This window comes from Comamonas denitrificans (genome assembly GCF_042654745.1).
Classification (GTDB): domain Bacteria; phylum Pseudomonadota; class Gammaproteobacteria; order Burkholderiales; family Burkholderiaceae_C; genus Comamonas; species Comamonas denitrificans.
The window spans coordinates 92,585-115,078 of record NZ_JBHSEY010000010.1 but is presented as its reverse complement, the minus strand read 5'-3'; the positions used below and the strand labels follow the sequence as shown (position 1 = coordinate 115,078).

Here is a 22,494-nt window from a genome sequence, read left to right as displayed (position 1 = left end):
AAAAGGCGCTAACCATTAATCACGAATCAGGAACTGGTCGCGGTCTTGGCCCTGAATCCACTTGGGGGGTTTGCCCCGGCCGGTCCAGGTTTCACCGGTGGCTTGGTTGCGGTATTTGGGGGCCACTTTCACGCCTTGGGTGCTGCTGATGCGACCACCACGGGCAGGCGGGAAAATATCGTCAGCCGTCAGACCATAATCGGTAACCAGGGTACGCACTTTGGCAACAGCGTCGGCCAGTTCACGGCGGCGAGCTTCTTCGATTTGTAATTCGAGAGCGTTGCGCTGAGCGAGTAATTCCTTGTAAGAACTCATGATGGAAACATCCTTTCAAAATAGTTGGGCGATTATAAATAAATAATTCCCAACTCTGCAAATTAATTAATATGGCCACTTATCTGATCGGCGACGTGCAAGGCTGCTTCGCCTGTTTGCAAAAACTTTTACGACAGATTGAATTTTCCCCAAGCACTGATAGTGTTTATTTATTAGGGGATATCGTCAATCGGGGGCCGCAATCCTTAGAGACTTTGCGCTTTTGCCGCGATATGCAAGGCAGCGTCCAGGTATTACTGGGCAACCATGATCTGCATTTATTGGCCTGTGCGCACAAAGTGCGCCCGCCCGGTCGGCGCGACACTTTAACCCCGATTTTGCAAGCACCTGATTGCAAAGATTTATTGCAATGGTTGGCAGCGCAGCCTTTGGCGCGGCATTTGCAAAGCCAGCAGGGGCAGGATTTATTACTGGTGCATGCCGGGGTATTGCCCAGCTGGAGCTTGCAAGCCACCATGGATTACGCGGCCGAGGTGCAGACCCAATTGCGCAGCAGCAATTTGCCCAATTTTTTGCAACAGATGTATGGCAACACCCCAGACCGTTGGGACGACACCCTGGTCGGCATGCAGCGCTGGCGCGTTATTGTCAATGCACTGACACGGCTGCGGTTTTGCAATGCCCTGGGGCAGATGGATTTCAGCAGTTCTGAGGCCGCCAGCGCGGCCCCGGCAGGGCTGATGCCTTGGTTTGATTGCCCCCACCGGCAAACGGCCAACACCTGCATTGCCTTTGGCCACTGGTCCACACTGGGACTGCACAATCAGAAAAATTTGATAGCACTGGACACAGGCTGCGTCTGGGGTGGGGCGCTGACAGCCTTAGAAATCTCTATGGCTGATTTTGACCAGCGCCAAATTCACCAGCTGCCTTGCCCGCCCGCGCAAACACCGGGCCAATAAGCCGCTGCCTGCCACCGGCGCAGCGTTTTACACGCTGCCTGCGGGTTTGAACAAAGCGGGCACTTTGCGCTTGGCCTTGATTTGGCGCAGGGTGCTGCCGGGCGCAGGTTTGCTCTCCCACGTGGGGGGGGCTTCGCTGGCGCTGGCTTCGTAGGGACGGTCAAAGAAAGGATCGGCCGGGGCTGCCCGCACGGGCCGCGCACCCCGCACAGGGCGGCTACTGGCGAAATGGCTGGCGCCATTGCGCGCCTCCTGGTGCCCAGAGGGGCGCTCGCTGCGCGGCTCGCCGATATCGCTGCGCTGGCGTGCACGGGCGCTGGGCATGGCCAGCGTTTCTACCGTGATGCGGGTCTTGATCAGCTTTTCAATATCGGCGACCAATCTGCTGTCGCTGGGGGCCACCAGCGTTACGGCCAAACCACTGGCACCGGCGCGGCCTGTGCGGCCAATGCGGTGCACATAATCTTCAGCATTAAAGGGCACGTCGTAATTGAACACGGCGGGCACATCCTTAATGTCCAAGCCCCGCGCGGCAACGTCTGTGCAAACCAGCAAATCGACTTCGCCTTGCTTAAAGGCCTCTAAGGCTTTGAGGCGTTCATCTTGGCTTTTATCGCCGTGCAAGGCCGCTGCGCGGTAGCCATCGCGCTCTAAAGCCCGGCTCAGGCGCGCGCAGCCTAATTTACTATTGGAGAAAATAAACGCTTGGCGAATGCCGCGCTCTTGGAGCACATGGCAAATGGTGCGGCGTTTATCGTCGTCATGGGCGGCATAAAAACGCTGTTCTACCGTCGATGCCGTCGCGTTGGCACGCGCCACTTCAATCGTCACCGGATTTTGCAAATAACTGCTCGCCAGGCGCTTGATTTCAGGCGAAAACGTGGCTGAAAAAAGCAGTGTGGTGCGCTCTTTGGGCAAATACGACAAGATGCGCTGCAAATCGGGCAAAAAGCCAATATCAAGCATGCGGTCCGCCTCGTCGAGCACCACATATTCCACTTGGTGCAGAACGGCGTTTTTCGCCTCAATATGGTCCAACAGCCGCCCCGGCGTGGCCACCAACACTTCCACGCCTTTTTTTAATTCAGCCGTTTGCGGCTTCATGTCCATGCCACCAAATACCACCGTGCTGCGCAATTTGGTGTGCTTGGCGTATTGGGCAATTTGCTGGGCTACTTGGTCCGCCAATTCGCGCGTGGGCAGTAACACCAAAGCCCGCACCGGGTGGCGGGCGGGCGAGGCCGAGCTGTTTTCATGGCGCATCAGGCGCTGCAGCAGGGGCAAGGAAAACGCCGCTGTTTTGCCCGTACCGGTTTGGGCGGCACCCATGACATCCTGGCCCGTGAGCACCACGGGGATGGCTTGGGCTTGGATGGGGGTCATTGTCTCGTAGCCCATTTCGGCGACCGCCTGGGTCAAACTGGGGGCAAGAGCGAGTTCGGAGAAAGAAAGAGTAGGACTTGTCATGAAGAAAGCGATTGTCGCATTGCCACCCGATCTGCGCGTGAGCGGGGAAAAATAAATCAAAGATAACTATTTTTAATATAGCTTTAACCGCTGAATTGACAACAAATTTATGGTGTTTTATTCGTTATTTTGTTGAATATAAAGCGGCAACAGCTCTACCTATAAAGCGTTGGACAACACGCAGTGAGCAAAAAAGCGCTGGCAAGCGTGCCCACGGATGGCGCGCCAAGGGGCCAGGGCAAGGCCTGCGGGTGGGCCACACTGCTTGCGTGGTGTTGCCCCTTAGAACGTGTTCATGATCTCAAATGAAGGTGTGGGGGATGCGGTTCGGGATGGGTTGCGAGGCGCAAACCACAGCAATAGCTTGGCTATTGCGAGGATTTGCAACGACGCAGACCGCCCGAAGCCGCGCCCGCACACCCATGAGGAGATCGTGAACACGTTCTCAGGCGCGGGGCAAGGTCACGCCGTGCTGGCCTTGGTATTTGCCGTTGCGGTCTTTGTAGCTGGTTTCGCAGACTTCATCGCTTTGGAAAAACAGCACCTGGGCACAGCCCTCGCCGGCATAAATTTTGGCGGGCAGCGGCGTGGTGTTGGAAAACTCCAGCGTCACATACCCTTCCCACTCGGGCTCAAAAGGGGTCACATTGACGATGATGCCGCAGCGGGCGTAGGTGCTTTTGCCCAAGCACACCGTCAGCACATCGCGCGGAATGCGGAAATACTCCACCGTGCGGGCCAGTGCAAAGCTGTTGGGCGGGATGATGCAGTAATCGCCCTCGAAATCGACAAAGCTTTTTTCATCGAAATTTTTCGGGTCCACCACGGTGCTGTGGATGTTGGTAAAAACTTTGAATTCGCGGGCGCAACGGATGTCGTAGCCATAGCTGCTGGTGCCGTAGCTGATGATTTTCTTGCCGTCGGCCTGGCGAATTTGCCCAGGCTCAAAGGGCTCGATCATGCCGTGCTGCTCGGCCATGCGGCGTATCCATTTATCGCTTTTGATGCTCATGCGCGCTTCTCTCTCGTCGTCATTAAGAACGTGTTCACGATCTGCGCGCGAAGGGGTGCGGGATGCGGATCGGGATGGGCTGCAAGGCGCAAACCACAGACATAGCCGTAGCTATGGCGAGGATTTGCAACGCCGCAGACCGCCCGAGGCCGCGACTGCACACCCGCGAGGAGATCGTGAACACGTTCTAAGGGGCAGTGGTATCGGTAAAAATCCGCACTCTACCTGCAACGCCAGCGGCTGCGCAGGAAAAACCCATCCGCCATCTATAAAAAGGAGCCCTCTATGCCCATGTTTGTTGATACCTCGCCGCCCGGTGAATGCATTTTTTGCAAACTCGTTGCCGGCACCCTTCCCTGCGCCCAGGTGTATGAGGACGAGCTGACCCTGGCTTTCATGGACCTGGGCCAAGTCAATCCCGGCCATGTGCTGGTGGCCAGCAAGCGCCACGCTGTCACGCTGCTAGAGCTGACCGCCGAAGAAGCCGGTGCCGTCATGCAAACCGCACAGCGCATGGCGCACGCCATCCAAAGCGCATTCGACCCCGAAGGCATCACCGTGCTGCAAGCCAACGGCGCTGCGGCCGAGCAAACCGTGCGCCACTTTCACCTGCATGTGGTGCCGCGCTACCAAAACGATGGCATCACCTTAGGCTGGCCACGCAAAGAACCTGGCCCCGCTGCGCTGCATGACTACGCCGAGCGCCTGCGCAAAGTGCTGTAAGCACAGCACGGCGGCACCACCGCCGCCCCACACCCCCTGCACCCCAAAATGCAGGGGTTTTTTATGCGCAAAAAGCAAAGCAATCAAAAAAATTTCAAAAAATACGCCAAACATCATTTTTTAAAGCGCCAAGAAACCAATATGTGCAATTTATTTTTGTCACAATCGTGCCCATCATGACGACGAAAAAACTCCATCTCTGGGACATTCTGGCCCTTGGCTTTATGACTTTTGCCCTCTTTCTGGGGGCTGGCAACATCATTTTTCCGCCCATGGTCGGGCTGTCTGCCGGAGATCAGCTGTGGCCGGCCGCCCTGGGCTTTTTGCTCACCGGTGTGGGCCTGCCGCTGCTCACGGTGGTGGCCTTGGCCCGCGTGGGCGGGGGCATGCCGGCACTGACTGCCCCCCTGGGCAAGGCCGCCGGCATTGCCTTGGGCGTGGCGGTGTACCTTTGCATTGGCCCCCTGTTTGCCACCCCGCGCACCGCCACGGTGTCTTTTGCCATGGGGGTCGCCCCCTTTGTGGGCGACACCCCAGTCAATTTGCTCATCTTTACCTGCGTTTATTTTGCGCTGGTGCTTTTGCTCTCGCTCTACCCTGGCAAGCTGATGGACAACATCGGCAAAATCATCACCCCGGTGCTGATTCTGGCCTTGGCCATTGTGGGCGGGGCCGCCTTTTTCCTGCCGACCGGCCTGCTCAGCGCCGCCACGGGCAACTATGTCCACCAACCCCTGGCCGAGGGCTTTTTGCAGGGCTACCAAACCATGGATGCGCTGGGCGCACTGGTGTTTGGCGTGGTGATTGTCAATGCCATCAAAAGCCAAGGCATCCACGATGCGCGGCTGCACACCCGCTACGCCATTGCTGCCGGGGTGATTGCGGCGCTGGGGCTGGGGCTGGTGTATATCTCACTGGTTTACCTGGGGGCCCACAACGCCCATTTGGCCGCCAATGCCAGCACCGGCGTAGAAGTTCTCACCCGCTACGTGGAGCATACTTTTGGCAACCCCGGCTTGTGGCTGCTGGCCACGGTGATTTTGTTGGCCTGCCTGACCACGGGCGTTGGCTTGGTCAGCGCCTGCGGGGTGTACTTTAGCCAGCTGCTGCCCCTGTCCTACCGGGCCGTGGTCATTTTGATTAGCGCCTTTTCACTGGGCGCGGCCAACTTGGGGCTGGCCCAGCTGATTGCCATTGCTGTGCCTGTGCTCTACACCATTTACCCGGTAGCGATTGCGCTGGTGGGACTCAATTTACTCAGCCGCTGCTGGCGCAATCCGCGCACAGTGTTCGCTCCGGTGTTGCTGGTGGCGCTGATTTTTGGCTTGGTCGATGGCTTCAAGGCGGCTGAACTGCAGGCATGGATTCCCAGTCTGCTGCTGAGCTTGCCCGGTGCCTCGATGGGGCTGGGCTGGCTGCTGCCTGTGCTGGTGGCCTGCGCCCTGGCAGCAGCATGGGACCGCGTGCGCCCCTACCCACCAGCGCACGCCGCGCATTGATGGCCTAGCCGGCAGACTTTGTACTGGAAGCTGCCTTGGCCGAGCGCAGCAAGCGGCGCACATTCCACACCACCCACAACACAATCGCCAGCGGAATCCACTCGGCTTTAAACACCAGCAAGCCCAGCAGCACCATGCCAAACACGATGCTGGGCACCTTCATAGAGGCGGCAGGCAGGCCAGGCTTGTCTTGCCCCGCTGTGGGTGGATTAAAAGCACCGCGCTTTTTGCCCGAAGTGGTGGTATTGCTTTGCGCCAGCATCTGCGTCACCTGGCGCACCACCTCTTCTTTCTTGCTGGCAGCCTTGGTGGCTGCGCTCGCCTTGGCCCCCACTTGGCCAGCATGGGGCTGGGCAGTCGGCAGGGTAAAACCACCCGTGCGGCGATGCTCTTGCTCTGACCACTGCATCAGCTGCTCAACATAGCGCACATAGTCCCCATTGGGGGGGCCGCTGTAATCGGCCAAAGCGGGGGGCGGTTGGTGGCGTAAGCCAGATGCGGGTTGGTTCATAGCCTGTCTGCCCCTGTTGGAAGTAAATAAAAGGCCGTCACGGCAAACGCCGTGCGATTTCTGCGATCAGGGCATGGCCCAGTTGCGCCTTGCTGGCCCGGGGCAAGGCACTGCTGCCGTGGGCATCAATCAGCAGCAGCGTATTGTCATCCTGACCAAATGTCGCTGGGCCAATGTTGCCCACCAGCAACGGAACGTTTTTGCGCACCCGCTTGGCACTGGCGTGGGCCAACAGGTTGTCACTCTCAGCGGCAAAGCCCACACAGTACAGCTGCCCCTGCTGGGCGCGTTCACTGTTGGCCACGGTGGCCAGAATGTCGGGGTTTTCGACAAAGGCCAGGCTGGGCACGGCACCACTGCCGTCTTTTTTGATTTTTTTAGTAGAAAAATCGGCCGGACGCCAATCTGCAACTGCGGCGGCAGCTATGAAAATAGAAACATCCTCTAGCGCCGACTGCACCGCTGCCAGCATGTCCCGCGCCGATTGCACATTGATGCGCTGCACACCCCGGGGCGTAGGCAAATGCACCGGGCCGGCGACCAAGGTCACCTGCGCCCCCGCCGCGCGGGCCGCCGCCGCAATGGCAAAGCCCATCTTGCCGCTGGAATGGTTGGTCAAGCCGCGCACGGGGTCCAGCGCCTCAAAGGTCGGCCCCGCCGTAATCAACACCTTGTGCCCCGCTAAGCGCTTGGGCACCAAGCTGGCGGCAATGTCTTGGATCAGCTCTTCAGGCTCCAGCATGCGGCCATCGCCGCATTCGCCACAGGCTTGCTCGCCCTGGCCCACGTCCAGCACCTGGGCCCCATCGGCTGCGGCCTGGGCAAAGTTGCGCTGCGTGGCCGGATGCGCCCACATTTCGCGGTTCATGGCCGGGGCCAGCAGCAAGGGCTTGCCGTGCGGCCGCGCCAGGCACAGCAAACTGAGCAACTCATCGGCCCGGCCCTGGGCCAGCTTGGCGGCAAAGTCGGCACTGCACGGGGCAATGACGATGGCATCGGCCGCGCGGCTCAAGTTGATGTGCGCCATGTTGTTCTCAGGCCGCGCATCCCATTGCGAGGTAAACACCGGACGACCCGATAGCGCCTGCATCGTCACCGGGGTGATGAATTGCTGGGCCGCCTCGGTCATGACGACTTGCACGGTGGCCCCGACTTTGGTGAGCAGGCGGCACAGCTGCGCCACCTTGTAGCAGGCGACCCCGCCGGTCAGGCCCAAGACGATGTGTTTGCTTTGAAGCTCTTGCATAGGCAAATGCTAGCAGAGGGCGGGGGTGCATTCACCCAAGGGAGCTGCAGTTGGCGGACGCTGCCCCCTATAATCGCAATTTCCCGCTACCTATACAACGGCATGACCAAATTCGTTTTTGTCACGGGCGGTGTGGTGTCCTCCTTAGGCAAGGGCATCGCCTCGGCCTCGCTGGCAGCACTGCTTGAATCGCGTGGCCTCAAAGTCACCCTTATTAAGCTCGATCCCTATATCAACGTCGATCCGGGCACCATGAGCCCCATCCAGCACGGCGAGGTGTTCGTCACCGACGACGGCGCTGAGACCGATCTGGACCTGGGCCACTACGAGCGCTTCATCGAAACGCGCATGAAGCAGGCCAACAACTTCACCACCGGCCGCATCTACCAAAGCGTGCTCGAAAAAGAGCGCCGGGGCGACTACCTGGGCAAAACCGTGCAGGTGATTCCGCACATCACCAACGAAATCCAAGAATACGTCAAACGCGGCGCAGGCATTGGCACCCCGGATGCGGTGGACGTGGCCATCTGCGAAGTGGGCGGCACTGTGGGCGACATTGAATCGCTGCCCTTTTTAGAGGCCGTGCGCCAATTGGCGCTGAAGCAGGGGCCGAACAACACCGCCTTTGTCCATCTGACCTACCTGCCCTACATCGAAACGGCGGGCGAGCTCAAAACCAAACCCACCCAGCACACGGTGCAAAAGCTGCGCGAAATCGGCATCCAGCCCGATGCCCTGCTGTGCCGCGCCAAGCACAGTGTGCCGGCCGATGAGAAGGCCAAAATCTCCCTGTTCACCAACGTGGCCGAGTGGGGCGTGATCAGCATGTGGGATGTGGACACCATCTACAAAGTGCCGCGCATGCTGCACGAGCAGGGCCTGGACGGCATGGTCTGCGACAAGCTGCGCCTGAACACGCCGCCGGCCAACCTCAAGCGCTGGGACGATTTGGTGTACGAAACCGAACACCCCCAGGGCGAGGTGCGCGTGGCCATGGTGGGCAAATACGTGGAGCTGTCCGATGCCTACAAGTCGGTGAACGAAGCGCTCAAGCACGCTGGCATGCAAAGCCATGTGCGCGTCAAGATTGATCACATTGATTCGGAACTCATCACCGATGCCAACGCGGCCGAGCACCTGGGCGGCTACGATGCCATTTTGGTGCCCGGCGGTTTTGGCGAGCGTGGCGTGGAAGGAAAAATCGCCACCGCCCGCTTTGCCCGCGAGCGCAAGGTGCCCTACCTGGGTATTTGCTTAGGCATGCAAGTGGCCACCATCGAATTTGCCCGCAACGTGGCGGGGCTGGCCGATGCCAACTCCACCGAGTTCAAGCCCGACACCCCCCACCCCGTGATCGCCTTGATTACCGAGTGGAAAGATGCCGACGGCAAGGTGTACACCCGCGATGCCAACTCCGACCTGGGCGGCACCATGCGCCTGGGGGCCCAAAGCTCGGATGTGCAAAAAGGCACGCTGGCGCACGGCATTTATGGCGACGTGGTCACCGAGCGCCACCGCCACCGCTACGAAGCCAATGTGCAATACCTTGATCGCCTGCGCCAAGCCGGGCTGGTGATCTCGGCGCTGACGCAGCGCGAGCAACTGACCGAGATTGTCGAACTGCCCACCAGCGTGCACCCCTGGTTCATTGGCGTGCAGTTTCACCCCGAGTTCAAATCCACGCCATGGAACGGCCACCCGCTGTTCAATGCCTTTATCCGCGCGGCTTTGGCTGAAAAGAAAGATTAATAACAGGAGCTGCTTGCGCACTAAATTCGGCCAATGAAGGGCTAAAACCCCTTGAAAAGCTGAAGAATAAAGCGCAAACAGCTCTGATTATTCAAAGACCACTATGCAACTTTGCGGTTTTAACGTTGGCCTGGACCAGCCCTTTTTCCTGATTGCCGGCACCTGCTCGATCGAGGGCTTGCAAATGTCGCTGGATGTGGCCGGCCAGCTCAAAGAAAGCTGCACCGCGCTGGGCATCCCGCTGATCTACAAAGGCTCGTTTGACAAAGCCAACCGCTCCTCGGGCAACAGCCAGCGCGGCGTGGGGATGGATGCGGGGCTGAACATCCTGGACGAAGTGCGCCGCCAGTTGCAGCTGCCCATCCTGACCGACGTACACGAAGCCGCCCAAGTGGCCGAGGTGGCCAGCGTCGTCGATGTGCTGCAAACCCCCGCCTTCTTGTGCCGCCAAACCGATTTCATCCGCGCCGTGGCGCAATCGGGCAAGCCGGTGAACATTAAAAAAGGCCAGTTCCTCGCCCCCTGGGACATGAAAAACGTCATCGACAAAGCCCGTGCGGCTGCGGCCGAAGTGGGCCTGAGCGAAGACCGCTTTCTGGCCTGCGAGCGCGGGGTCAGCTTTGGCTACAACAACCTGGTGGCCGATATGACCAGCCTGGCGCACATGCGCCAAAGCGGTGCCCCCGTGGTGTTTGACGTGACCCACTCGGTGCAAAAACCCGGCGGCCTGGGCGCTGTCAGCGGCGGTGCCCGCGACATGGTGCCCGTGCTGGCGCGTGCCGGTGCGGCCGTGGGCGTGGCCGGTTTTTTCATGGAAACCCACCCCGATCCGGCCCAGGCCTGGTCGGACGGCCCCAATGCCGTGCCCCTCAAGCACATGCACGCCCTGCTGACCACCTTGGTGCAAATCGATGCCATCACCAAGCAAAACGGCTTCTTGGAAAACGATTTTTCGGCCTGAGCCTTCACCGCGCCAGGCCCCAGTTTTTTGAAACTTCAAAGGAAACACCATGAGTGCAATTGTTGATATCGTCGGCCGCGAAGTGCTGGACAGCCGCGGCAACCCCACCGTCGAATGCGACGTGCTGCTGGAATCGGGCGTGATGGGCCGCGCCGCGGTGCCCTCGGGGGCCTCCACCGGCTCGCGCGAAGCCATTGAGCTGCGCGACGGCGACAAAGGCCGCTACCTGGGCAAGGGCGTGTTGAAAGCCGTGGAGCACATCAACCACGACATCGCCAATGCCGTGATTGGCCTGGATGCGGCCGAGCAAGCCTTCCTCGACAAAACCATGATCGAGCTGGACGGCACCGACAACAAATCGCGCCTGGGCGCCAACGCCATGTTGGCTGTGTCGATGGCCGTGGCCCGCGCTGCGGCTGAAGAAGCCGGCCTGCCCCTGTACCGCTACTTTGGCGGCATGGGCGGCGTGCAACTGCCCGTGCCCATGATGAACGTCATCAACGGCGGGGCGCACGCCAACAACAGCCTGGACCTGCAAGAGTTCATGATCATCCCCGTGGGCGCGCCCTCTTTCCGCGAAGCCGTGCGCTGGGGTGCCGAGGTGTTCCACGCGCTCAAAGCCATCATCCACGACCAGGGCATGAGCACCGCCGTGGGCGATGAAGGCGGTTTTGCCCCCAGCGTGGAAAACCACGAAGCGGCCATCCAACTGATCATCCAGGCCATCGAAAAAGCGGGCTACAAGGCTGGCGAACAAATCGCCCTGGGCCTGGACTGCGCCGCCAGCGAGTTCTACAAAGACGGCATGTACGTGCTGGCCGGTGAAGGCAATATGACGCTAACCGCTGCGCAGTGGACCGACATGCTGGCGGGCTGGTGCGACAAATACCCCATCATCAGCATTGAAGACGGCATGCACGAAGGCGACTGGGACGGCTGGAAGCTGCTCACCGAGCGCCTGGGCAGCAAGGTGCAGCTGGTGGGCGACGATCTGTTCGTGACCAACACCAAGATTTTGAAAGAAGGCATCGACAAGCGCATTGCCAACTCCATCCTGATCAAAATCAACCAGATCGGCACGCTGACCGAGACCTTTGCTGCCATCGAAATGGCCAAACGCGCCGGTTACACCGCCGTGATCTCGCACCGCTCGGGCGAGACCGAAGACAGCACCATTGCCGACATCGCCGTGGGCCTGAACGCTGGCCAGATCAAGACCGGCTCGATGAGCCGCTCTGACCGCATCGCCAAGTACAACCAGCTGCTGCGCATCGAGGAAGACCTGGGCGACGTGGCCGAGTACCCAGGCCGCGCGGCGTTCTACAACCTGCGTTAATGCGCCCCTCAATCCATTAAGGACACCCCAAAAATGCCCTCCCCGTGAGGGCGTTTTCAAGCCGCCATGGTTGGACGCATCGTCACCCTCGTTTTGTTGGCCCTGCTGGCCCTGATCCACAATCAACTGTGGCTGGGGGACGGCGGCGTGGCCCGCGCCCAGGCATTGCAGGCCCAAATTGACGCACAACAAAAAGCCAACGCTTTGGTGCAGCAAGAGGTCGAGCGCCTGCGCTCGGAAGTGCAAGACCTCAAAGACGGCAACGAGATGGTGGAAGAAAAAGCTCGGGGCGAGCTGGGCATGCTCAAACCCGGCGAAATTTATATTCAAATCACCCAATAAGGCTTACCGCGTCTGCGCAACAAGCTATAAAAAAAAGCTGCCTTGGCAGCTTTTTTCAATGGGGTTTATTGCACCGAACCGGGTGCCGTGTGGCTGGTATCGGTAAACAGCTGGGTAATGTCAATCGGATCAAACCGGTACTGGGCCCCGCAGTAATCACACCCCACCTCCACCGAGCCGCGCTCAGCGACCACGCTGGCGACCTCTTCCTGCCCCAGGCCTTTGAGCATGGTTTGCACCCGCTCACGGCTGCAGGTGCAGGCAAAGTGCGGCCCGCTAGGGCCTGTTTGCGGGACAAAGCGCAGCAGTTTTTCCTCCCAAAACAGGCGGCGCAAAATGGTATCGACATCCAGGCTGAGCAACTCCTCGCGCGTCAAGCTCGCGGCCAAGGTGGCGATGCGTTGGTAGTCTTCGTTTTCGCCCTGGGCATCCTCGGCATCGCTGGCGCTTTCGGTGGCTCGGGCCAAATTGTCTTGGCCTTTGAGCGGCATGCGCTGAATCAGCAGACCAGCGGCCACTTCGTCATTGGCGGCCAGCACCACCGTGGTGTCCAGCTGCTCGGACTGGAGCATGTAGTGCTGCAACGCCTGGGCCAAGGTCGCCACGCTGTCGCCTTGCGCGTTTTGCAGCGACACCACGCCCTGGTACGGCTGCATGCCAGGTTGGCGATCTTGCGGATCAAGGGTGATGGCGCAGCGCCCCTGGCCATGCACATTGACCAAACTGGTCAGGTCAGCACCACCGTCCACAGTGCCATGCACTGTGGCCGTGGCCCGCAGGGCCAGGTTGCTGTGTACCTCGGCGACGGCCACTTTGACCGGGCCATCGCCAAAAATTTGAAACACCAAGGCACCATTGAATTTGATGTTGGACTGCATCAGCACAGCCGCCGCCGTCATCTCACCCAACAATTCATGCACCGCGCGGGGGTAGGCCCCGGTTTCGGTATTGGCGGCACGGCGCTGCAAGATGGCTTGCCACGCATCGGTCAGGCGCACCACCATGCCGCGCACAGGCAGGCCATCAAACAAAAATTTATGCAGTTCAGACATTGTTTTCCTTTCGCCGGGGCAGACAAGCGCGCAGTGCACCGCTTTAGCCGATGTGGCGCAGCCCCTTTTTAAAACGCTGCGCATTATCCCGGTAGTGCTGGGCGCTGCGGCGCAAGCCCTCGATTTGTGCATCAGTCAGCTGGCGCACCACCTTGGCGGGGCTGCCAAGAATCATGCTGCCGTCAGGAAATTCTTTGCCCTCTGTGACCAAGGCCCCCGCACCAACCAGGCAGTGCTTGCCAATTTTGGCCCCATTGAGCACCACCGCGCCAATGCCAATCAGCGATTCATCGCCAATCGTGCAGCCATGCAGCATGGCCTTGTGGCCCACAGTGACATTGCGGCCAATGCGCAAAGGCTGGCCCGCATCGGCGTGCAGCACGGTGTTGTCTTGGATATTGCTGCCCGCACCAATGTGCAAATGGTCGCTATCGCCACGGGCCACCACGCCAAACCACAGGCTGGCCTGGGCCTCTAAGGTCACGCGCCCGATCACCTGGGCACTGTCGGCCACCCAGGCCGAGTCGGCAATTTCAGGCACCACGCCATCCAGTTCATACACCGCCATACGGTCTCCTTGTTAAAACTTCAGGTTATTTACCCACTACCTACAATCGCACGTATGCAACTTCGACATCATGCCTTGGAGGTTTTGTGCCTGTGCAATCCGCAGGAAAAAGCCCAGGCCGCCATGGCCATGCTGGCCCAAGCACACCGCTATGCGATTGCGCCGCAGGCGGTGCTGCACTGCCATGCCCCCTTGCCCGGCCACCCTGCCCGGCCGGTGCTGCGGCCGCACACGCAGGTGGCCCGGCGTTCGCCCGCCACCTTGCAAGGGCGGGCCGTGCTGATGCATGCCATTGCACACATTGAGTTCAACGCCATCAATCTGGCGCTGGATGCGATTTGGCGCTTTGCCGACATGCCTGCGGCCTACTACCTGGATTGGCTGCAGGTCGCCGGGGAAGAGGGCAAGCATTTTTTACTGATCGACGCCTGGCTGCAGCAGCACGGATTTGCTTATGGGGACTTTCCCGCCCACCAAGGGCTGTGGAGCATGTGCGAAAAAACTGCCGAGGACATCACCGCCCGCATGGCCTTGGTTCCCCGAACTTTAGAAGCGCGTGGCCTTGATGCCACGCCACAAATTCAATTAAAACTTCAAAAAATTGGCTCTGATGATGCGCTAGAAGCTAGCAAAATATTGGATATCATCTTGCACGAAGAAGTGGGGCATGTTGCCATTGGCAACCATTGGTACAACTGGTTGTGCTTGCAACAACGCGTATCCCCCCAAGCCCACTACACTGCACTGCTTGAGCGCTACCAGGCACCGTGGCCCAAGCCCCCACTCAATCGCTCTGCCCGCCACGCCGCAGGCTTTACCGCGCAAGAGATTGCCTGGCTAGAGATGGGCCCACCCGCATAATCGGCCGGCCTGTTTTCCGCCCCTTCGTTCGTTTTTTTATTTATGACTACCCCCTCCGCTGCCGTTGGTGCCTCTACCGCCTTGATTGCCCGCCAGGCCATTGTCAATAGTGAAAAATCGGTCATCGGCTATGAACTGTTCAACCGCTCGCGCGCCCCGGCCGAGCACACGGCCGCCTCCGATGTGCTGCTGGTGTTTACGGCCATGACCCACGCTGGCACCGAAGACATCATGGGCGACAAACTGCTGTTTGTGAACTGCACGCACGAGAGCCTGGCTGGCGGCCACCTGGAGCTGCTCGACCCCAGCAAAATCGTGCTGGAAATTCAAGACCTGGGCCACAGCGCCAGCGCTGAAGCCCATCTGCGCCTGCCCATGTTGGAGACGCTCAAGCAACGCGGCTTCAAGCTGTCGTTTGGCCATTTTGTGCTCGATTCGGTGTACGCAGGCTGGCTGGCGCTGGCCAACTACATCAAGCTCGATTTAACCGTGTTGCCACGCGACCAGTGGCTGGTGCTGATTCAGTACGCCCAAAAACACAGCACGGCGCAGCTCATTGCCACAAAAATGGAGACCGTTGAGCAGTTTGAGCTGCTGCAACAAATGGGGGTCAAGCTCTTTCAAGGCTTTTGGTTTGCCCGCCCTTCGGTATTTGAAGCCAAAATTTTGGCCCCCCGCCAAACCAGCCTGGTCGAGCTCATCACCTTGCTGCGCCGCCAGGCCAGCACCGATGAACTCGAAGAGGTGTTAAAAAAAGATGCCGGCTTGGCCTTTAACCTGCTGCGCCTGATCAATTCCGCCAGCTTTGGCATGCAGCGCGAAGTCACCTCGTTTCGCCATGCGGTGCTCATCATGGGGTTGAAAAAACTTTTTCGCTGGGCGGCCTTGCTTCTGGCCGCCACCAAATATGCCAATACCCCGCCCTCCCTGGGCCAAACAGCGGTGGTACGCGGGCGCTTGATGGAGTTGCTGGCCGAAGAGTTTTTAAGCGAAGAAGAAGCGGACATGGCGTTTGTCACGGGCATTTTCTCGCTGCTCGATTTGATGCTGTCCATCCCCACTGCTGACGCGCTGCAATTGATCCATGCGCCCGAGCCCATTCGCCAAGCCTTGCTCCACCAAGTGGGCCCCTTGGCCGATTTGCTCACCCTGGCCAAGGCCTGCGAAAACAATAATGACTCTGTTTTTGACGAGGCTGCCGAAAAACTGGGCCTGACCAACCAACAAATCAACTGGGCCCACTTGCGAGCCCTGGCCTGGAGTGACCAGGTCAACGGTTAAAGCACCAAGGCGACATTGTGTTCACCGGCAATCGCGGTACAGTTATTTCATTAAGAGCAATCAGCCCTTGAGGCTTGGCATTATTCATTCAACGTATGAGCACCACCCCCGACTCCTCCCTTCCTGGCGCCACCTCCACCAAGACAGAGGCCAATGCGTTGGTTGGCCGCCAGGCAATTTTGAACGAGCAGCGCGAAGTCTTCGGCTATGAGTTGTTTGACCGCAGTGCGGCCTCGTTTACCGCTGCCAGCGATGCCGCCTTGCTGTTCAACGCCCTGTCGTACGCGGGCGCGGAAGCCTTGGTGGGGAAAAAACTGGTGTTTATCAACACCACCCACGATGGCCTCTCGGGCGGGCACCTGGAGCTGATCGCCCCAGAAAAAGTCGTCCTGGAAGTTCCCCCCATGCCTGCGGGCAGCTGTGCCTTTGACATTACCGCCCGCTGTGGCGTATTGGGTGTCTTGAAAGAGCGCGGCTTTCGCATCGCTTTTGACCAGCATGCGCTGACCAAGGAATACGCCAGCTGGCTGCCCCTGGCCGACTTCATCAAACTGGACATGATGCACATCAAGGCCGAGCAACTGCCCGCCGTTGTGCAATTTACCCAGAAGTACACCAAAGCCCACATCGTTGCTGAAAAAGTAGAGACCAAAGAGCAGTTCGAGTGCATGAAGGCCTTGGGCGTGAAGCTGTTCCAAGGCTATTGGTTTGCCAAGCCCGATGTCATCCAGGCCAAAACGGTGCGGCCCAATCAGGCAGTGATCATGCAGCTGCTCAACCTGGTGCGCAGCCAAGGCAGCACGGCAGAGATTGAGGCGCTCCTGAAAAAAGACCCCACCCTGTCCTTCAACCTGCTGCGCTTTATCAATTCGGCCGGTTTTGGTCTGTCGATTGAGGTCACCTCGTTTCGCCATGCAGTCATGATTTTGGGCTTGAAAAAGCTCTTTCGCTGGGCCGCTTTGCTGCTGACCACGTCGCGCGGCAGCGACACCGCCCCCGCTGTGGGCCAAACCGCGGTGGTGCGTGGCCGCTTGATGGAGCTGCTGGCGGCCGAGATGCTCACCCCCGAAGAGGTGGACAACGCCTTCATCGTTGGCATGTTCTCCCTGCTCGATTCCATGCTGGGCATCCCCATGGAGATGGCCTTGGATGCTGTGGCCCTGCCGCAGTCCGTGCGCGATGCCTTGCTGACCCGCACCGGTGTCTTAGCCCCCTTCTTAGAGCTGACTTTGGCCTGCGAACAAGGCGATGACGACAACTTTGCCCGCCTGACCGATGCCCTGCACCTGTCCAATCACCAGGTCAATTGGGCCCATTTGCAAGCCTTGGCCTGGGCCGAAACGTTCGACGACATGAACTGAAGGGCGGCCCCCGCTTGCCCCCGCCCTCAGCCACGCGGGTGATGCTGGGCATGCAATTGCTGCAGGCGCGCGCGGGCAATGTGGGTGTAAATCTGCGTGGTAGAAATATCGGCATGCCCCAAGAGCAGCTGCACCACCCGCAAGTCAGCGCCGTGGTTGAGCAAATGCGTGGCAAACGCATGGCGCAGGGTGTGCGGCGACAGTGGCACGCTGATCCCCGCCTGCAGCGCATATTTTTTTACCAGCACCCAAAACATGGCCCGCGACATGGCGCTACCGCGCTGGGTGACAAAGCAATCGTGGCTGCGCTGACCCGCCAAAATTGCGCTGCGGGCTTGCTCTAAATACGACTGCAGCCAATCGCTGGCCACTTGACCAAAGGGCACCAGGCGCTCTTTACGGCCTTTGCCCAGCACCCGCACCACCCCTTGCTGCACATCCATGTGCTGCAACTGCAAGCCCACCAGTTCGCTCACGCGCAAGCCGCTGGCATACAGCAGCTCCAGCATCGCCCGATCCCGCAGGCCCAAAGGGGTGGAGGTATCGGGCGCGGCCAGCAGCTGCTCCACTTGTGCCTCACTGAGCACATGGGGCACGCGGGGCGGGCGCTTGGCGGCCAACAGCAGCACGCTGGGATCGTGCTGCAAGCGTTGCTCTTGCAAGGCCCAGTGGTAATAGCGGCGCAACACACTCAAGCCCCGGTTGCTGGAAGTGGCCTTGGCCCCTTGGGCCGCACGCTGGGCTTGCCAGGCTTGCAAATCCTGCGTCTGTGCGCCATCCAGGCTCACACCGCGTTCGGCCAAAAACTGCGCACAGGCGCTGGCATCGCGCCGGTAGGCTTTCAAGGTGTTTTCAGCCAGCCCGTCTTGGAGCAGCAGGGTCTCCAAAAAAGCATCCAAACTGCTCCAGCTGGCCGCCAGCAGGGCCTCTTTATCGGTCGTTCCCAGATTGGTCATAGTCGGCAATAGTAGCCGCCGCCCTAAAAAGGCGGTGCTGGCGGTAGGCGCGGGTGCTGTGCCAAGGCCCACTGCACATGCTCGCGCACCAGCGCACTGGGATCGTCCAGGCGCGTTGCCAAAGTGGTCGCAATCGCTTGCGCCGTGGCCGCATCCGGGGCTTGGCGCAGGGCATTGCCCAGCGCCACGGCAATATTGCGTACCCATTTTTCATGGCCAATGCGGCGGATGGGGCTGCCTTCGGTGCGGCGCAGAAAGCTGGCCTCGTCCCAGGCAAACAGCTCGGCCAGGCCCACATCCTGCAGGCCAGGGCGCACCGCAAAATCGGCCAGCACACTGGGCTGGGCAAACTTGTTCCAGGGGCAGGCCAGTTGGCAATCGTCACAGCCATAGATGCGGTTGGCCATTTTGGGGCGCAAGTCTTCGGGGATGCTGCCACCGTACTCAATCGTCAGGTACGAGATGCAGCGGCGCGCATCCACCTGCCCCGGTGCGACGATGGCCCCCGTCGGGCAGGCATCCAGGCACGCGGTGCAGCTGCCGCAGTGCACGCTGACCGGCTCGGTCGGCGGCAAAGGCAGATCGACGTAGATTTCGCCCAAAAAAAAGGTCGAACCGGCCTCGCGGTTGAGCACCAGGCTGTGCTTGCCGCGCCAGCCCTGGCCGCTGCGCCGGGCCAGCTCGGCCTCGAGCACCGGGGCCGAATCGGTGAACGCGCGGTAGCCAAACGGCCCCAGCTCTTGGGCCATGCGCTCGGCCAGTTTTTGCAAGCGGGCCCGCAGCACCTTGTGGTAATCGCGCCCTCGGGCATAGACCGAGATGATGGCCTCTTGCGGATGGCGCAGGCGCTGCCACTCGCGCTCTTGCCAATCGGCCGGGGTATCGACCGGCAGGTAATTCATGCGGGCGGTGATGACGCTGACCGTGCCGGGCACCAGCTCGGCCGGGCGGGCACGCTTGAGGCCATGCGCCGCCATGTAGTGCATCTGGCCGTGAAAGCCTTGCTCCAACCAGCGCAGCAAACCCGGCTCACTGGAGGACAAATCCACACCGGCGACGCCAATTTGCGAAAATCCCAGCTCTTTGGCCCAGGCGGTGATGCGGGCCAGCCAGGCTTGGCTTGCTTGGGCTTGGTTTTCTTGACTGTGATTTTTTGCGTGCATAAGCGCCCGATTGTAAAAATGCCCGATTCCCCCCAGCGCCCGCAGGCGCACCCCGGTGTCACGCTGACCTGGTCGAGTGAAGCCGATACCGCCGCCTTTGCCCAGCAATTGGCCCACAAGATGATGGCCAACTCGGCCCTGGCCCAGGCCTTTATCACCCTGCACGGCAACCTGGGTGCGGGCAAAACCACGCTGGTGCGCCATTTGCTGCAGGCCCTGGGTGTGCCAGGGCGTATCAAAAGCCCGACCTACGCCGTGGTCGAGTCCTACGACCTGCCGCAGCTGGCCATCTGGCATTTTGACTTTTACCGTTTTGACGATCCGCTGGAGTGGGAAGATGCCGGTTTTCGGGACATTTTCGCCAGCCCCGGATTGAAGCTGGCAGAATGGCCGGAAAAAGCTGCCGGCCTTGCCCCACAAGCCGATGTAGCTATCCATATCGAAGCCATTGACGACACCCAACGCCGCGTGCATCTGCGCCCCCTCAGTGCCTGCGGTACGCAACTTTTGCAAGCCTGGTTTTCATGAGCGCTAACCGCCCCCTTGTTTCCCACCCCCGCCGCCGTTTATTGCAAGCGGGCACCTTGGCCTTCCTATTGGGTCGCCAGCAAATTGCCTTTGGCGCCAGCGTGGTGGCCGTGCGGGTCTGGCCTGCGCCGGACTATTCCCGCGTCACGCTCGAATCGGACAAACCGCTCAAGACCACGCAAACCTTCATCCCCAATCCGCCGCGCCTGGCGGTGGATATTCAGGGCATGCAGCTGACCAACACGCTCAAAGAGCTGGCCGTCAAAGTGCAGCCCGATGACCCCAATATCGCCTCCATCCGCATCGGCCAAAACAGCCCCAACGTGGTGCGCATGGTGCTCGATTTGAAGCAGGCGGCCAACCCGCAGGTCTTCACCTTAAAGCCGGTGCCGCCCTACCAGCACCGCCTGGTGCTGGACTTGTACCCGGCGCAAGAGCTCGACCCCCTGGCCCAACTGATTCAAGAGCGCCTGCCCGGCAGCAGCGAACTGGCCGCCAACACGGCGGCGGCGACGGCGGCGGCCCCCGCGCACGACGATGATCCGCTCAGCCAGCTCATCGCCCAGCGCCAAACGGCCCAAACGGCCCAGGCAGAGCCCGCAGCCCCGGCCACTGCAGCGCCCCCCAGTGCCCCGGCCCAAGTGGCCACCGCCCCGGCGCAACCTGCGCAACCTGCGCCCAGCACCAAAACCGCCGGGCCCACCGAGCGCATCATCATCGTCGCCCTGGACCCCGGCCACGGCGGCGAAGACCCCGGTGCCATTGGCCCCCGGGGCACGCGCGAAAAAGACATCGTGCTGAAAATCGCCCTGCTGCTGCGCCAGCGCATCAACGCCACCCGCATCAATGGCAACCCGATGCGGGCCTTTCTCACCCGCGATGCCGATTTTTTTGTGCCCTTGGCCACGCGCGTGAGCAAAGCGCGGCGCGTGCAGGCCGATTTATTCATCAGCATCCACGCCGATGCGTTTACCAAACCCTCGGCCAAGGGGGCCAGCGTGTTTGCCCTGAGCCCCAAAGGCGCGTCCAGCGCGGCAGCCCGCTGGCTGGCCGACAAAGAAAATCAGGCCGACCTGATCGGCGGGGTAAACGTCACCAGCAAAAACAAAGCCGTGCAAAACGCCGTGCTGGACATGAGCACCACGGCCCAAATTCGCGACAGCCTGCACCTGGGCAGCGCCGTGCTCAGCCACATTGGCGGCTTTGCCAAGCTGCACAAACCCAAGGTGGAGCAGGCTGGTTTTGCCGTGCTCAAGGCCCCGGACATCCCCAGCGTGCTGATCGAAACCGCCTTTATCAGCAACCCCGACGAAGAGCTGCGCCTGCGCTCGCCGGCCTACCAGGCTAAGCTGGCCGATGCCATCATGCAAGGCATCCGCCAGTACTTTGCCAAATTCCCGCCCACGGCCCGCTCGCGCTCTATTTAAAAGAAAGCTGCTTGCGCTGATAAAAAAAGGACTTCAAGGTGTTATTGCCTTGAAGTCCTTTTATTTAGAGCGGTAACAGCTATGCTTTTAAAGCCTTCTCTTTTCGCCCAGCGTGCCAGCTGCCGTAAATGGCGATCAAACCGGGCACCAAAATCAAGCCCCAGATGATTTTTTCCAAGTTGGCCTGCACCCAGGGCAAATTGCCAAAAAAGTAGCCCGCCGTGCCAATACCCAGCACCCAAATAAATGCGCCGACCACATTGAACAGCGTGAACTTGCTGCGCGACATGGCCGCCACCCCGCCCACAAACGGCGCAAAGGTGCGAATGAACGGCATGAACCGCGCCAGGATGATGGTCACGCCGCCGTAGCGCTCGTAAAAACTGTGCGCCTGCTCAAACGCGCGGCGGTTGAACCAGCGCGAATCCTCCCACTGGAACACTTTGGGGCCAATCATGCGGCCAATCGTGTAATTGCACTGGTCGCCCAAAATCGCCGCCACCAGCAGCACCACCATGGCCAAGGTGAAATCCATCAGCCCCGCGCCACACATGGCCCCCACAATAAACAGCAGAGAATCGCCCGGCAAAAACGGCATGACCACCACCCCGGTTTCGACAAACACAATCAAAAACAACAGGGCATACACCCAGGGGCCGTAGGCCACCACAAAATCCTGCAAATGCTTGTCGATATGCAGAATGAAGTCGATCAAAAACGCGGCAATTTCCACAACACAGCCTCTGGGCAGCAACAAAAGAACCGCGTACTGTAGCGCTGCGCACCGCGCTTTCTCACAAACACTCGCAATCGGGCAGAGAACTTTACCTCTGGTAAAGCCTGCTTACCGATTGCGCTGGCACAGTACGGGTATGCGTAACATTATTCGGAGGATCATCTTATGACCCGCAGCAAAACACTCATCCTCGGCACCACCTTGGCACTGGCACTGGGCCTGGCCGGTTGCGCCCACCAGCCCAGCAATGCCCAAATTGGCACCGGCGCGGGGGCCGTGGCCGGCGGCTTGCTGGGCGATGCCGTTTTTGGCACCACCTTGGGCACCATCGGCGGAGCGGCTGCCGGAGCCGTGATCGGCAATGAGATTGGCAAACGCAGCGACGGCCACTCGCACCAAAAACGCAAAAAACACAACAAGCATCGCCACTACCACTACGACGACTAAGAACGTGTTCACGATCTAAGCTCGGCTGCG

Annotated in this window: 23 protein-coding genes; 13 read left to right on the top strand and 10 right to left on the bottom strand. The window is 60.1% G+C overall.

The annotated features are described in order from the left end of the window. Positions 1–15: 15 nt before the first annotated feature. Positions 16–315 carry an H-NS histone family protein gene (locus ACFO24_RS02490; protein WP_377736624.1) on the bottom strand — a complete coding sequence of 100 codons (300 nt, stop codon included), beginning with the start codon at positions 313–315 and terminating at the stop codon, positions 16–18. Between the two features lie 71 nt (positions 316–386). Here ACFO24_RS02490 and ACFO24_RS02485 point away from each other — a divergent pair, with 71 nt between their 5' ends. After that, positions 387–1,238 carry a symmetrical bis(5'-nucleosyl)-tetraphosphatase gene (locus ACFO24_RS02485; RefSeq protein WP_377736623.1) on the top strand — a complete coding sequence of 284 codons (852 nt, stop codon included), beginning with the start codon at positions 387–389 and terminating at the stop codon, positions 1,236–1,238. A 27-nt stretch (positions 1,239–1,265) separates the two neighbouring features. Here the strand turns inward: ACFO24_RS02485 and ACFO24_RS02480 are convergent, their stop codons facing one another. Both ACFO24_RS02480 and dcd read right to left on the bottom strand, forming a co-directional pair. Then, positions 1,266–2,705 carry a DEAD/DEAH box helicase gene (locus ACFO24_RS02480; protein WP_377736621.1) on the bottom strand — a complete coding sequence of 480 codons (1,440 nt, stop codon included), beginning with the start codon at positions 2,703–2,705 and terminating at the stop codon, positions 1,266–1,268. A gap of 445 nt (positions 2,706–3,150) precedes the next feature. Further along, on the bottom strand, positions 3,151–3,717 hold the full coding sequence (gene dcd / locus ACFO24_RS02475; RefSeq protein WP_207573888.1) for a dCTP deaminase: 567 nt from the start codon (positions 3,715–3,717) through the stop codon (positions 3,151–3,153). Positions 3,718–4,002: 285 nt separating this feature from the next. Here dcd and ACFO24_RS02470 point away from each other — a divergent pair, with 285 nt between their 5' ends. Both ACFO24_RS02470 and brnQ read left to right on the top strand, forming a co-directional pair. Further along, the gene (locus ACFO24_RS02470) at positions 4,003–4,440 is read left to right on the top strand and encodes an HIT family protein (RefSeq protein ID WP_377736620.1); all 438 of its coding nucleotides are present in this window, start codon (positions 4,003–4,005) and stop codon (positions 4,438–4,440) included. Positions 4,441–4,616: 176 nt separating this feature from the next. Next, entirely contained in the window at positions 4,617–5,939 is a 1,323-nt protein-coding gene (gene brnQ / locus ACFO24_RS02465) for a branched-chain amino acid transport system II carrier protein (RefSeq protein ID WP_377736618.1), read from the top strand. A 4-nt stretch (positions 5,940–5,943) separates the two neighbouring features. On the opposite strand, the gene ACFO24_RS02460 is transcribed toward brnQ, so the two are convergent. Together ACFO24_RS02460 and coaBC are read right to left on the bottom strand one after the other, a co-directional pair. Further along, positions 5,944–6,450, bottom strand: coding sequence for a hypothetical protein (locus ACFO24_RS02460; RefSeq protein WP_377736617.1), 507 nt, complete (start codon positions 6,448–6,450; stop codon positions 5,944–5,946). A gap of 37 nt (positions 6,451–6,487) precedes the next feature. Next, a complete protein-coding gene (gene coaBC, locus ACFO24_RS02455; RefSeq protein ID WP_377736615.1) occupies positions 6,488–7,696 on the bottom strand; it encodes a bifunctional phosphopantothenoylcysteine decarboxylase/phosphopantothenate--cysteine ligase CoaBC in 1,209 nt (402 codons plus the stop codon). Between the two features lie 102 nt (positions 7,697–7,798). Between coaBC and ACFO24_RS02450 the strand changes: the two genes are divergently transcribed. The 4 genes from ACFO24_RS02450 (at position 7,799) to ACFO24_RS02435 (ending at position 12,084) form a co-directional block, all read left to right on the top strand. Beyond that, positions 7,799–9,445 carry a CTP synthase gene (locus ACFO24_RS02450; RefSeq protein ID WP_377736613.1) on the top strand — a complete coding sequence of 549 codons (1,647 nt, stop codon included), beginning with the start codon at positions 7,799–7,801 and terminating at the stop codon, positions 9,443–9,445. A gap of 103 nt (positions 9,446–9,548) precedes the next feature. Next, on the top strand, positions 9,549–10,406 hold the full coding sequence (gene kdsA, locus ACFO24_RS02445) for a 3-deoxy-8-phosphooctulonate synthase (RefSeq protein WP_377736611.1): 858 nt from the start codon (positions 9,549–9,551) through the stop codon (positions 10,404–10,406). Positions 10,407–10,455: 49 nt separating this feature from the next. Then, complete coding sequence (gene eno / locus ACFO24_RS02440; protein WP_207573881.1) at positions 10,456–11,742, top strand: phosphopyruvate hydratase; 1,287 nt, start codon at positions 10,456–10,458, stop codon at positions 11,740–11,742. Between the two features lie 66 nt (positions 11,743–11,808). Further along, entirely contained in the window at positions 11,809–12,084 is a 276-nt protein-coding gene (locus ACFO24_RS02435; RefSeq protein WP_377736608.1) for an FtsB family cell division protein, read from the top strand. 65 nt (positions 12,085–12,149) lie between these two features. Here the strand turns inward: ACFO24_RS02435 and hslO are convergent, their stop codons facing one another. Beyond that, a complete protein-coding gene (gene hslO, locus ACFO24_RS02430; RefSeq protein WP_377736606.1) occupies positions 12,150–13,136 on the bottom strand; it encodes an Hsp33 family molecular chaperone HslO in 987 nt (328 codons plus the stop codon). Positions 13,137–13,179: 43 nt separating this feature from the next. Further along, on the bottom strand, positions 13,180–13,704 hold the full coding sequence (locus ACFO24_RS02425) for a gamma carbonic anhydrase family protein (RefSeq protein WP_377736605.1): 525 nt from the start codon (positions 13,702–13,704) through the stop codon (positions 13,180–13,182). A 54-nt stretch (positions 13,705–13,758) separates the two neighbouring features. Between ACFO24_RS02425 and ACFO24_RS02420 the strand changes: the two genes are divergently transcribed. The 3 genes from ACFO24_RS02420 to ACFO24_RS02410 all read left to right on the top strand — a co-directional run bounded on the left by ACFO24_RS02420 (position 13,759) and on the right by ACFO24_RS02410 (position 17,207). Then, on the top strand, positions 13,759–14,565 hold the full coding sequence (locus tag ACFO24_RS02420; RefSeq protein WP_377736603.1) for a ferritin-like domain-containing protein: 807 nt from the start codon (positions 13,759–13,761) through the stop codon (positions 14,563–14,565). 42 nt (positions 14,566–14,607) lie between these two features. Next, positions 14,608–15,846 (top strand): EAL and HDOD domain-containing protein, encoded by a 1,239-nt coding sequence (locus tag ACFO24_RS02415; RefSeq protein ID WP_377736602.1) that lies wholly within the window; start codon positions 14,608–14,610, stop codon positions 15,844–15,846. A 95-nt stretch (positions 15,847–15,941) separates the two neighbouring features. Beyond that, positions 15,942–17,207: an EAL and HDOD domain-containing protein gene (locus ACFO24_RS02410; RefSeq protein WP_377736600.1), complete on the top strand. Its 1,266-nt coding sequence runs from the start codon at positions 15,942–15,944 to the stop codon at positions 17,205–17,207. Between the two features lie 26 nt (positions 17,208–17,233). Here the strand turns inward: ACFO24_RS02410 and xerD are convergent, their stop codons facing one another. Together xerD and queG are read right to left on the bottom strand one after the other, a co-directional pair. Next, positions 17,234–18,163, bottom strand: coding sequence for a site-specific tyrosine recombinase XerD (gene xerD, locus ACFO24_RS02405; protein WP_377736598.1), 930 nt, complete (start codon positions 18,161–18,163; stop codon positions 17,234–17,236). A gap of 23 nt (positions 18,164–18,186) precedes the next feature. After that, positions 18,187–19,263, bottom strand: a complete 1,077-nt coding sequence (queG, locus tag ACFO24_RS02400) for a tRNA epoxyqueuosine(34) reductase QueG (RefSeq protein ID WP_377736760.1) — start codon at positions 19,261–19,263, stop codon at positions 18,187–18,189. Between the two features lie 81 nt (positions 19,264–19,344). Here queG and tsaE point away from each other — a divergent pair, with 81 nt between their 5' ends. Together tsaE and ACFO24_RS02390 are read left to right on the top strand one after the other, a co-directional pair. Then, positions 19,345–19,854 (top strand): tRNA (adenosine(37)-N6)-threonylcarbamoyltransferase complex ATPase subunit type 1 TsaE, encoded by a 510-nt coding sequence (tsaE, locus tag ACFO24_RS02395; protein ID WP_377736596.1) that lies wholly within the window; start codon positions 19,345–19,347, stop codon positions 19,852–19,854. Next, the gene (locus ACFO24_RS02390; protein ID WP_377736595.1) at positions 19,851–21,281 is read left to right on the top strand and encodes an N-acetylmuramoyl-L-alanine amidase; all 1,431 of its coding nucleotides are present in this window, start codon (positions 19,851–19,853) and stop codon (positions 21,279–21,281) included. Before tsaE ends, ACFO24_RS02390 begins: the two co-directional genes overlap by 4 nt. A 79-nt stretch (positions 21,282–21,360) precedes the next feature. On the opposite strand, the gene ACFO24_RS02385 is transcribed toward ACFO24_RS02390, so the two are convergent. Next, the gene (locus tag ACFO24_RS02385; protein ID WP_377736594.1) at positions 21,361–22,014 is read right to left on the bottom strand and encodes a DedA family protein; all 654 of its coding nucleotides are present in this window, start codon (positions 22,012–22,014) and stop codon (positions 21,361–21,363) included. 168 nt (positions 22,015–22,182) lie between these two features. On the opposite strand from ACFO24_RS02385, the gene ACFO24_RS02380 reads away from it, so the two are divergent. Then, on the top strand, positions 22,183–22,464 hold the full coding sequence (locus ACFO24_RS02380; RefSeq protein ID WP_377736593.1) for a glycine zipper 2TM domain-containing protein: 282 nt from the start codon (positions 22,183–22,185) through the stop codon (positions 22,462–22,464). The last annotated feature ends 30 nt before the right edge of the window (positions 22,465–22,494 follow it).

What these genes read in the sequence shown, in the direction of transcription:
- ACFO24_RS02490 (WP_377736624.1), bottom strand. Translation starts at nt 315, where the DNA reads ATGAGTTCTTACAAGGAATTACTCGCTCAGCGCAACGCTCTCGAATTA.
- ACFO24_RS02485 (WP_377736623.1), top strand. Translation starts at nt 387, where the DNA reads ATGGCCACTTATCTGATCGGCGACGTGCAAGGCTGCTTCGCCTGTTTG.
- ACFO24_RS02480 (WP_377736621.1), bottom strand. Translation starts at nt 2,705, where the DNA reads ATGACAAGTCCTACTCTTTCTTTCTCCGAACTCGCTCTTGCCCCCAGT.
- dcd (WP_207573888.1), bottom strand. Translation starts at nt 3,717, where the DNA reads ATGAGCATCAAAAGCGATAAATGGATACGCCGCATGGCCGAGCAGCAC.
- ACFO24_RS02470 (WP_377736620.1), top strand. Translation starts at nt 4,003, where the DNA reads ATGCCCATGTTTGTTGATACCTCGCCGCCCGGTGAATGCATTTTTTGC.
- brnQ (WP_377736618.1), top strand. Translation starts at nt 4,617, where the DNA reads ATGACGACGAAAAAACTCCATCTCTGGGACATTCTGGCCCTTGGCTTT.
- ACFO24_RS02460 (WP_377736617.1), bottom strand. Translation starts at nt 6,450, where the DNA reads ATGAACCAACCCGCATCTGGCTTACGCCACCAACCGCCCCCCGCTTTG.
- coaBC (WP_377736615.1), bottom strand. Translation starts at nt 7,696, where the DNA reads ATGCAAGAGCTTCAAAGCAAACACATCGTCTTGGGCCTGACCGGCGGG.
- ACFO24_RS02450 (WP_377736613.1), top strand. Translation starts at nt 7,799, where the DNA reads ATGACCAAATTCGTTTTTGTCACGGGCGGTGTGGTGTCCTCCTTAGGC.
- kdsA (WP_377736611.1), top strand. Translation starts at nt 9,549, where the DNA reads ATGCAACTTTGCGGTTTTAACGTTGGCCTGGACCAGCCCTTTTTCCTG.
- eno (WP_207573881.1), top strand. Translation starts at nt 10,456, where the DNA reads ATGAGTGCAATTGTTGATATCGTCGGCCGCGAAGTGCTGGACAGCCGC.
- ACFO24_RS02435 (WP_377736608.1), top strand. Translation starts at nt 11,809, where the DNA reads ATGGTTGGACGCATCGTCACCCTCGTTTTGTTGGCCCTGCTGGCCCTG.
- hslO (WP_377736606.1), bottom strand. Translation starts at nt 13,136, where the DNA reads ATGTCTGAACTGCATAAATTTTTGTTTGATGGCCTGCCTGTGCGCGGC.
- ACFO24_RS02425 (WP_377736605.1), bottom strand. Translation starts at nt 13,704, where the DNA reads ATGGCGGTGTATGAACTGGATGGCGTGGTGCCTGAAATTGCCGACTCG.
- ACFO24_RS02420 (WP_377736603.1), top strand. Translation starts at nt 13,759, where the DNA reads ATGCAACTTCGACATCATGCCTTGGAGGTTTTGTGCCTGTGCAATCCG.
- ACFO24_RS02415 (WP_377736602.1), top strand. Translation starts at nt 14,608, where the DNA reads ATGACTACCCCCTCCGCTGCCGTTGGTGCCTCTACCGCCTTGATTGCC.
- ACFO24_RS02410 (WP_377736600.1), top strand. Translation starts at nt 15,942, where the DNA reads ATGAGCACCACCCCCGACTCCTCCCTTCCTGGCGCCACCTCCACCAAG.
- xerD (WP_377736598.1), bottom strand. Translation starts at nt 18,163, where the DNA reads ATGACCAATCTGGGAACGACCGATAAAGAGGCCCTGCTGGCGGCCAGC.
- tsaE (WP_377736596.1), top strand. Translation starts at nt 19,345, where the DNA reads ATGCCCGATTCCCCCCAGCGCCCGCAGGCGCACCCCGGTGTCACGCTG.
- ACFO24_RS02390 (WP_377736595.1), top strand. Translation starts at nt 19,851, where the DNA reads ATGAGCGCTAACCGCCCCCTTGTTTCCCACCCCCGCCGCCGTTTATTG.
- ACFO24_RS02380 (WP_377736593.1), top strand. Translation starts at nt 22,183, where the DNA reads ATGACCCGCAGCAAAACACTCATCCTCGGCACCACCTTGGCACTGGCA.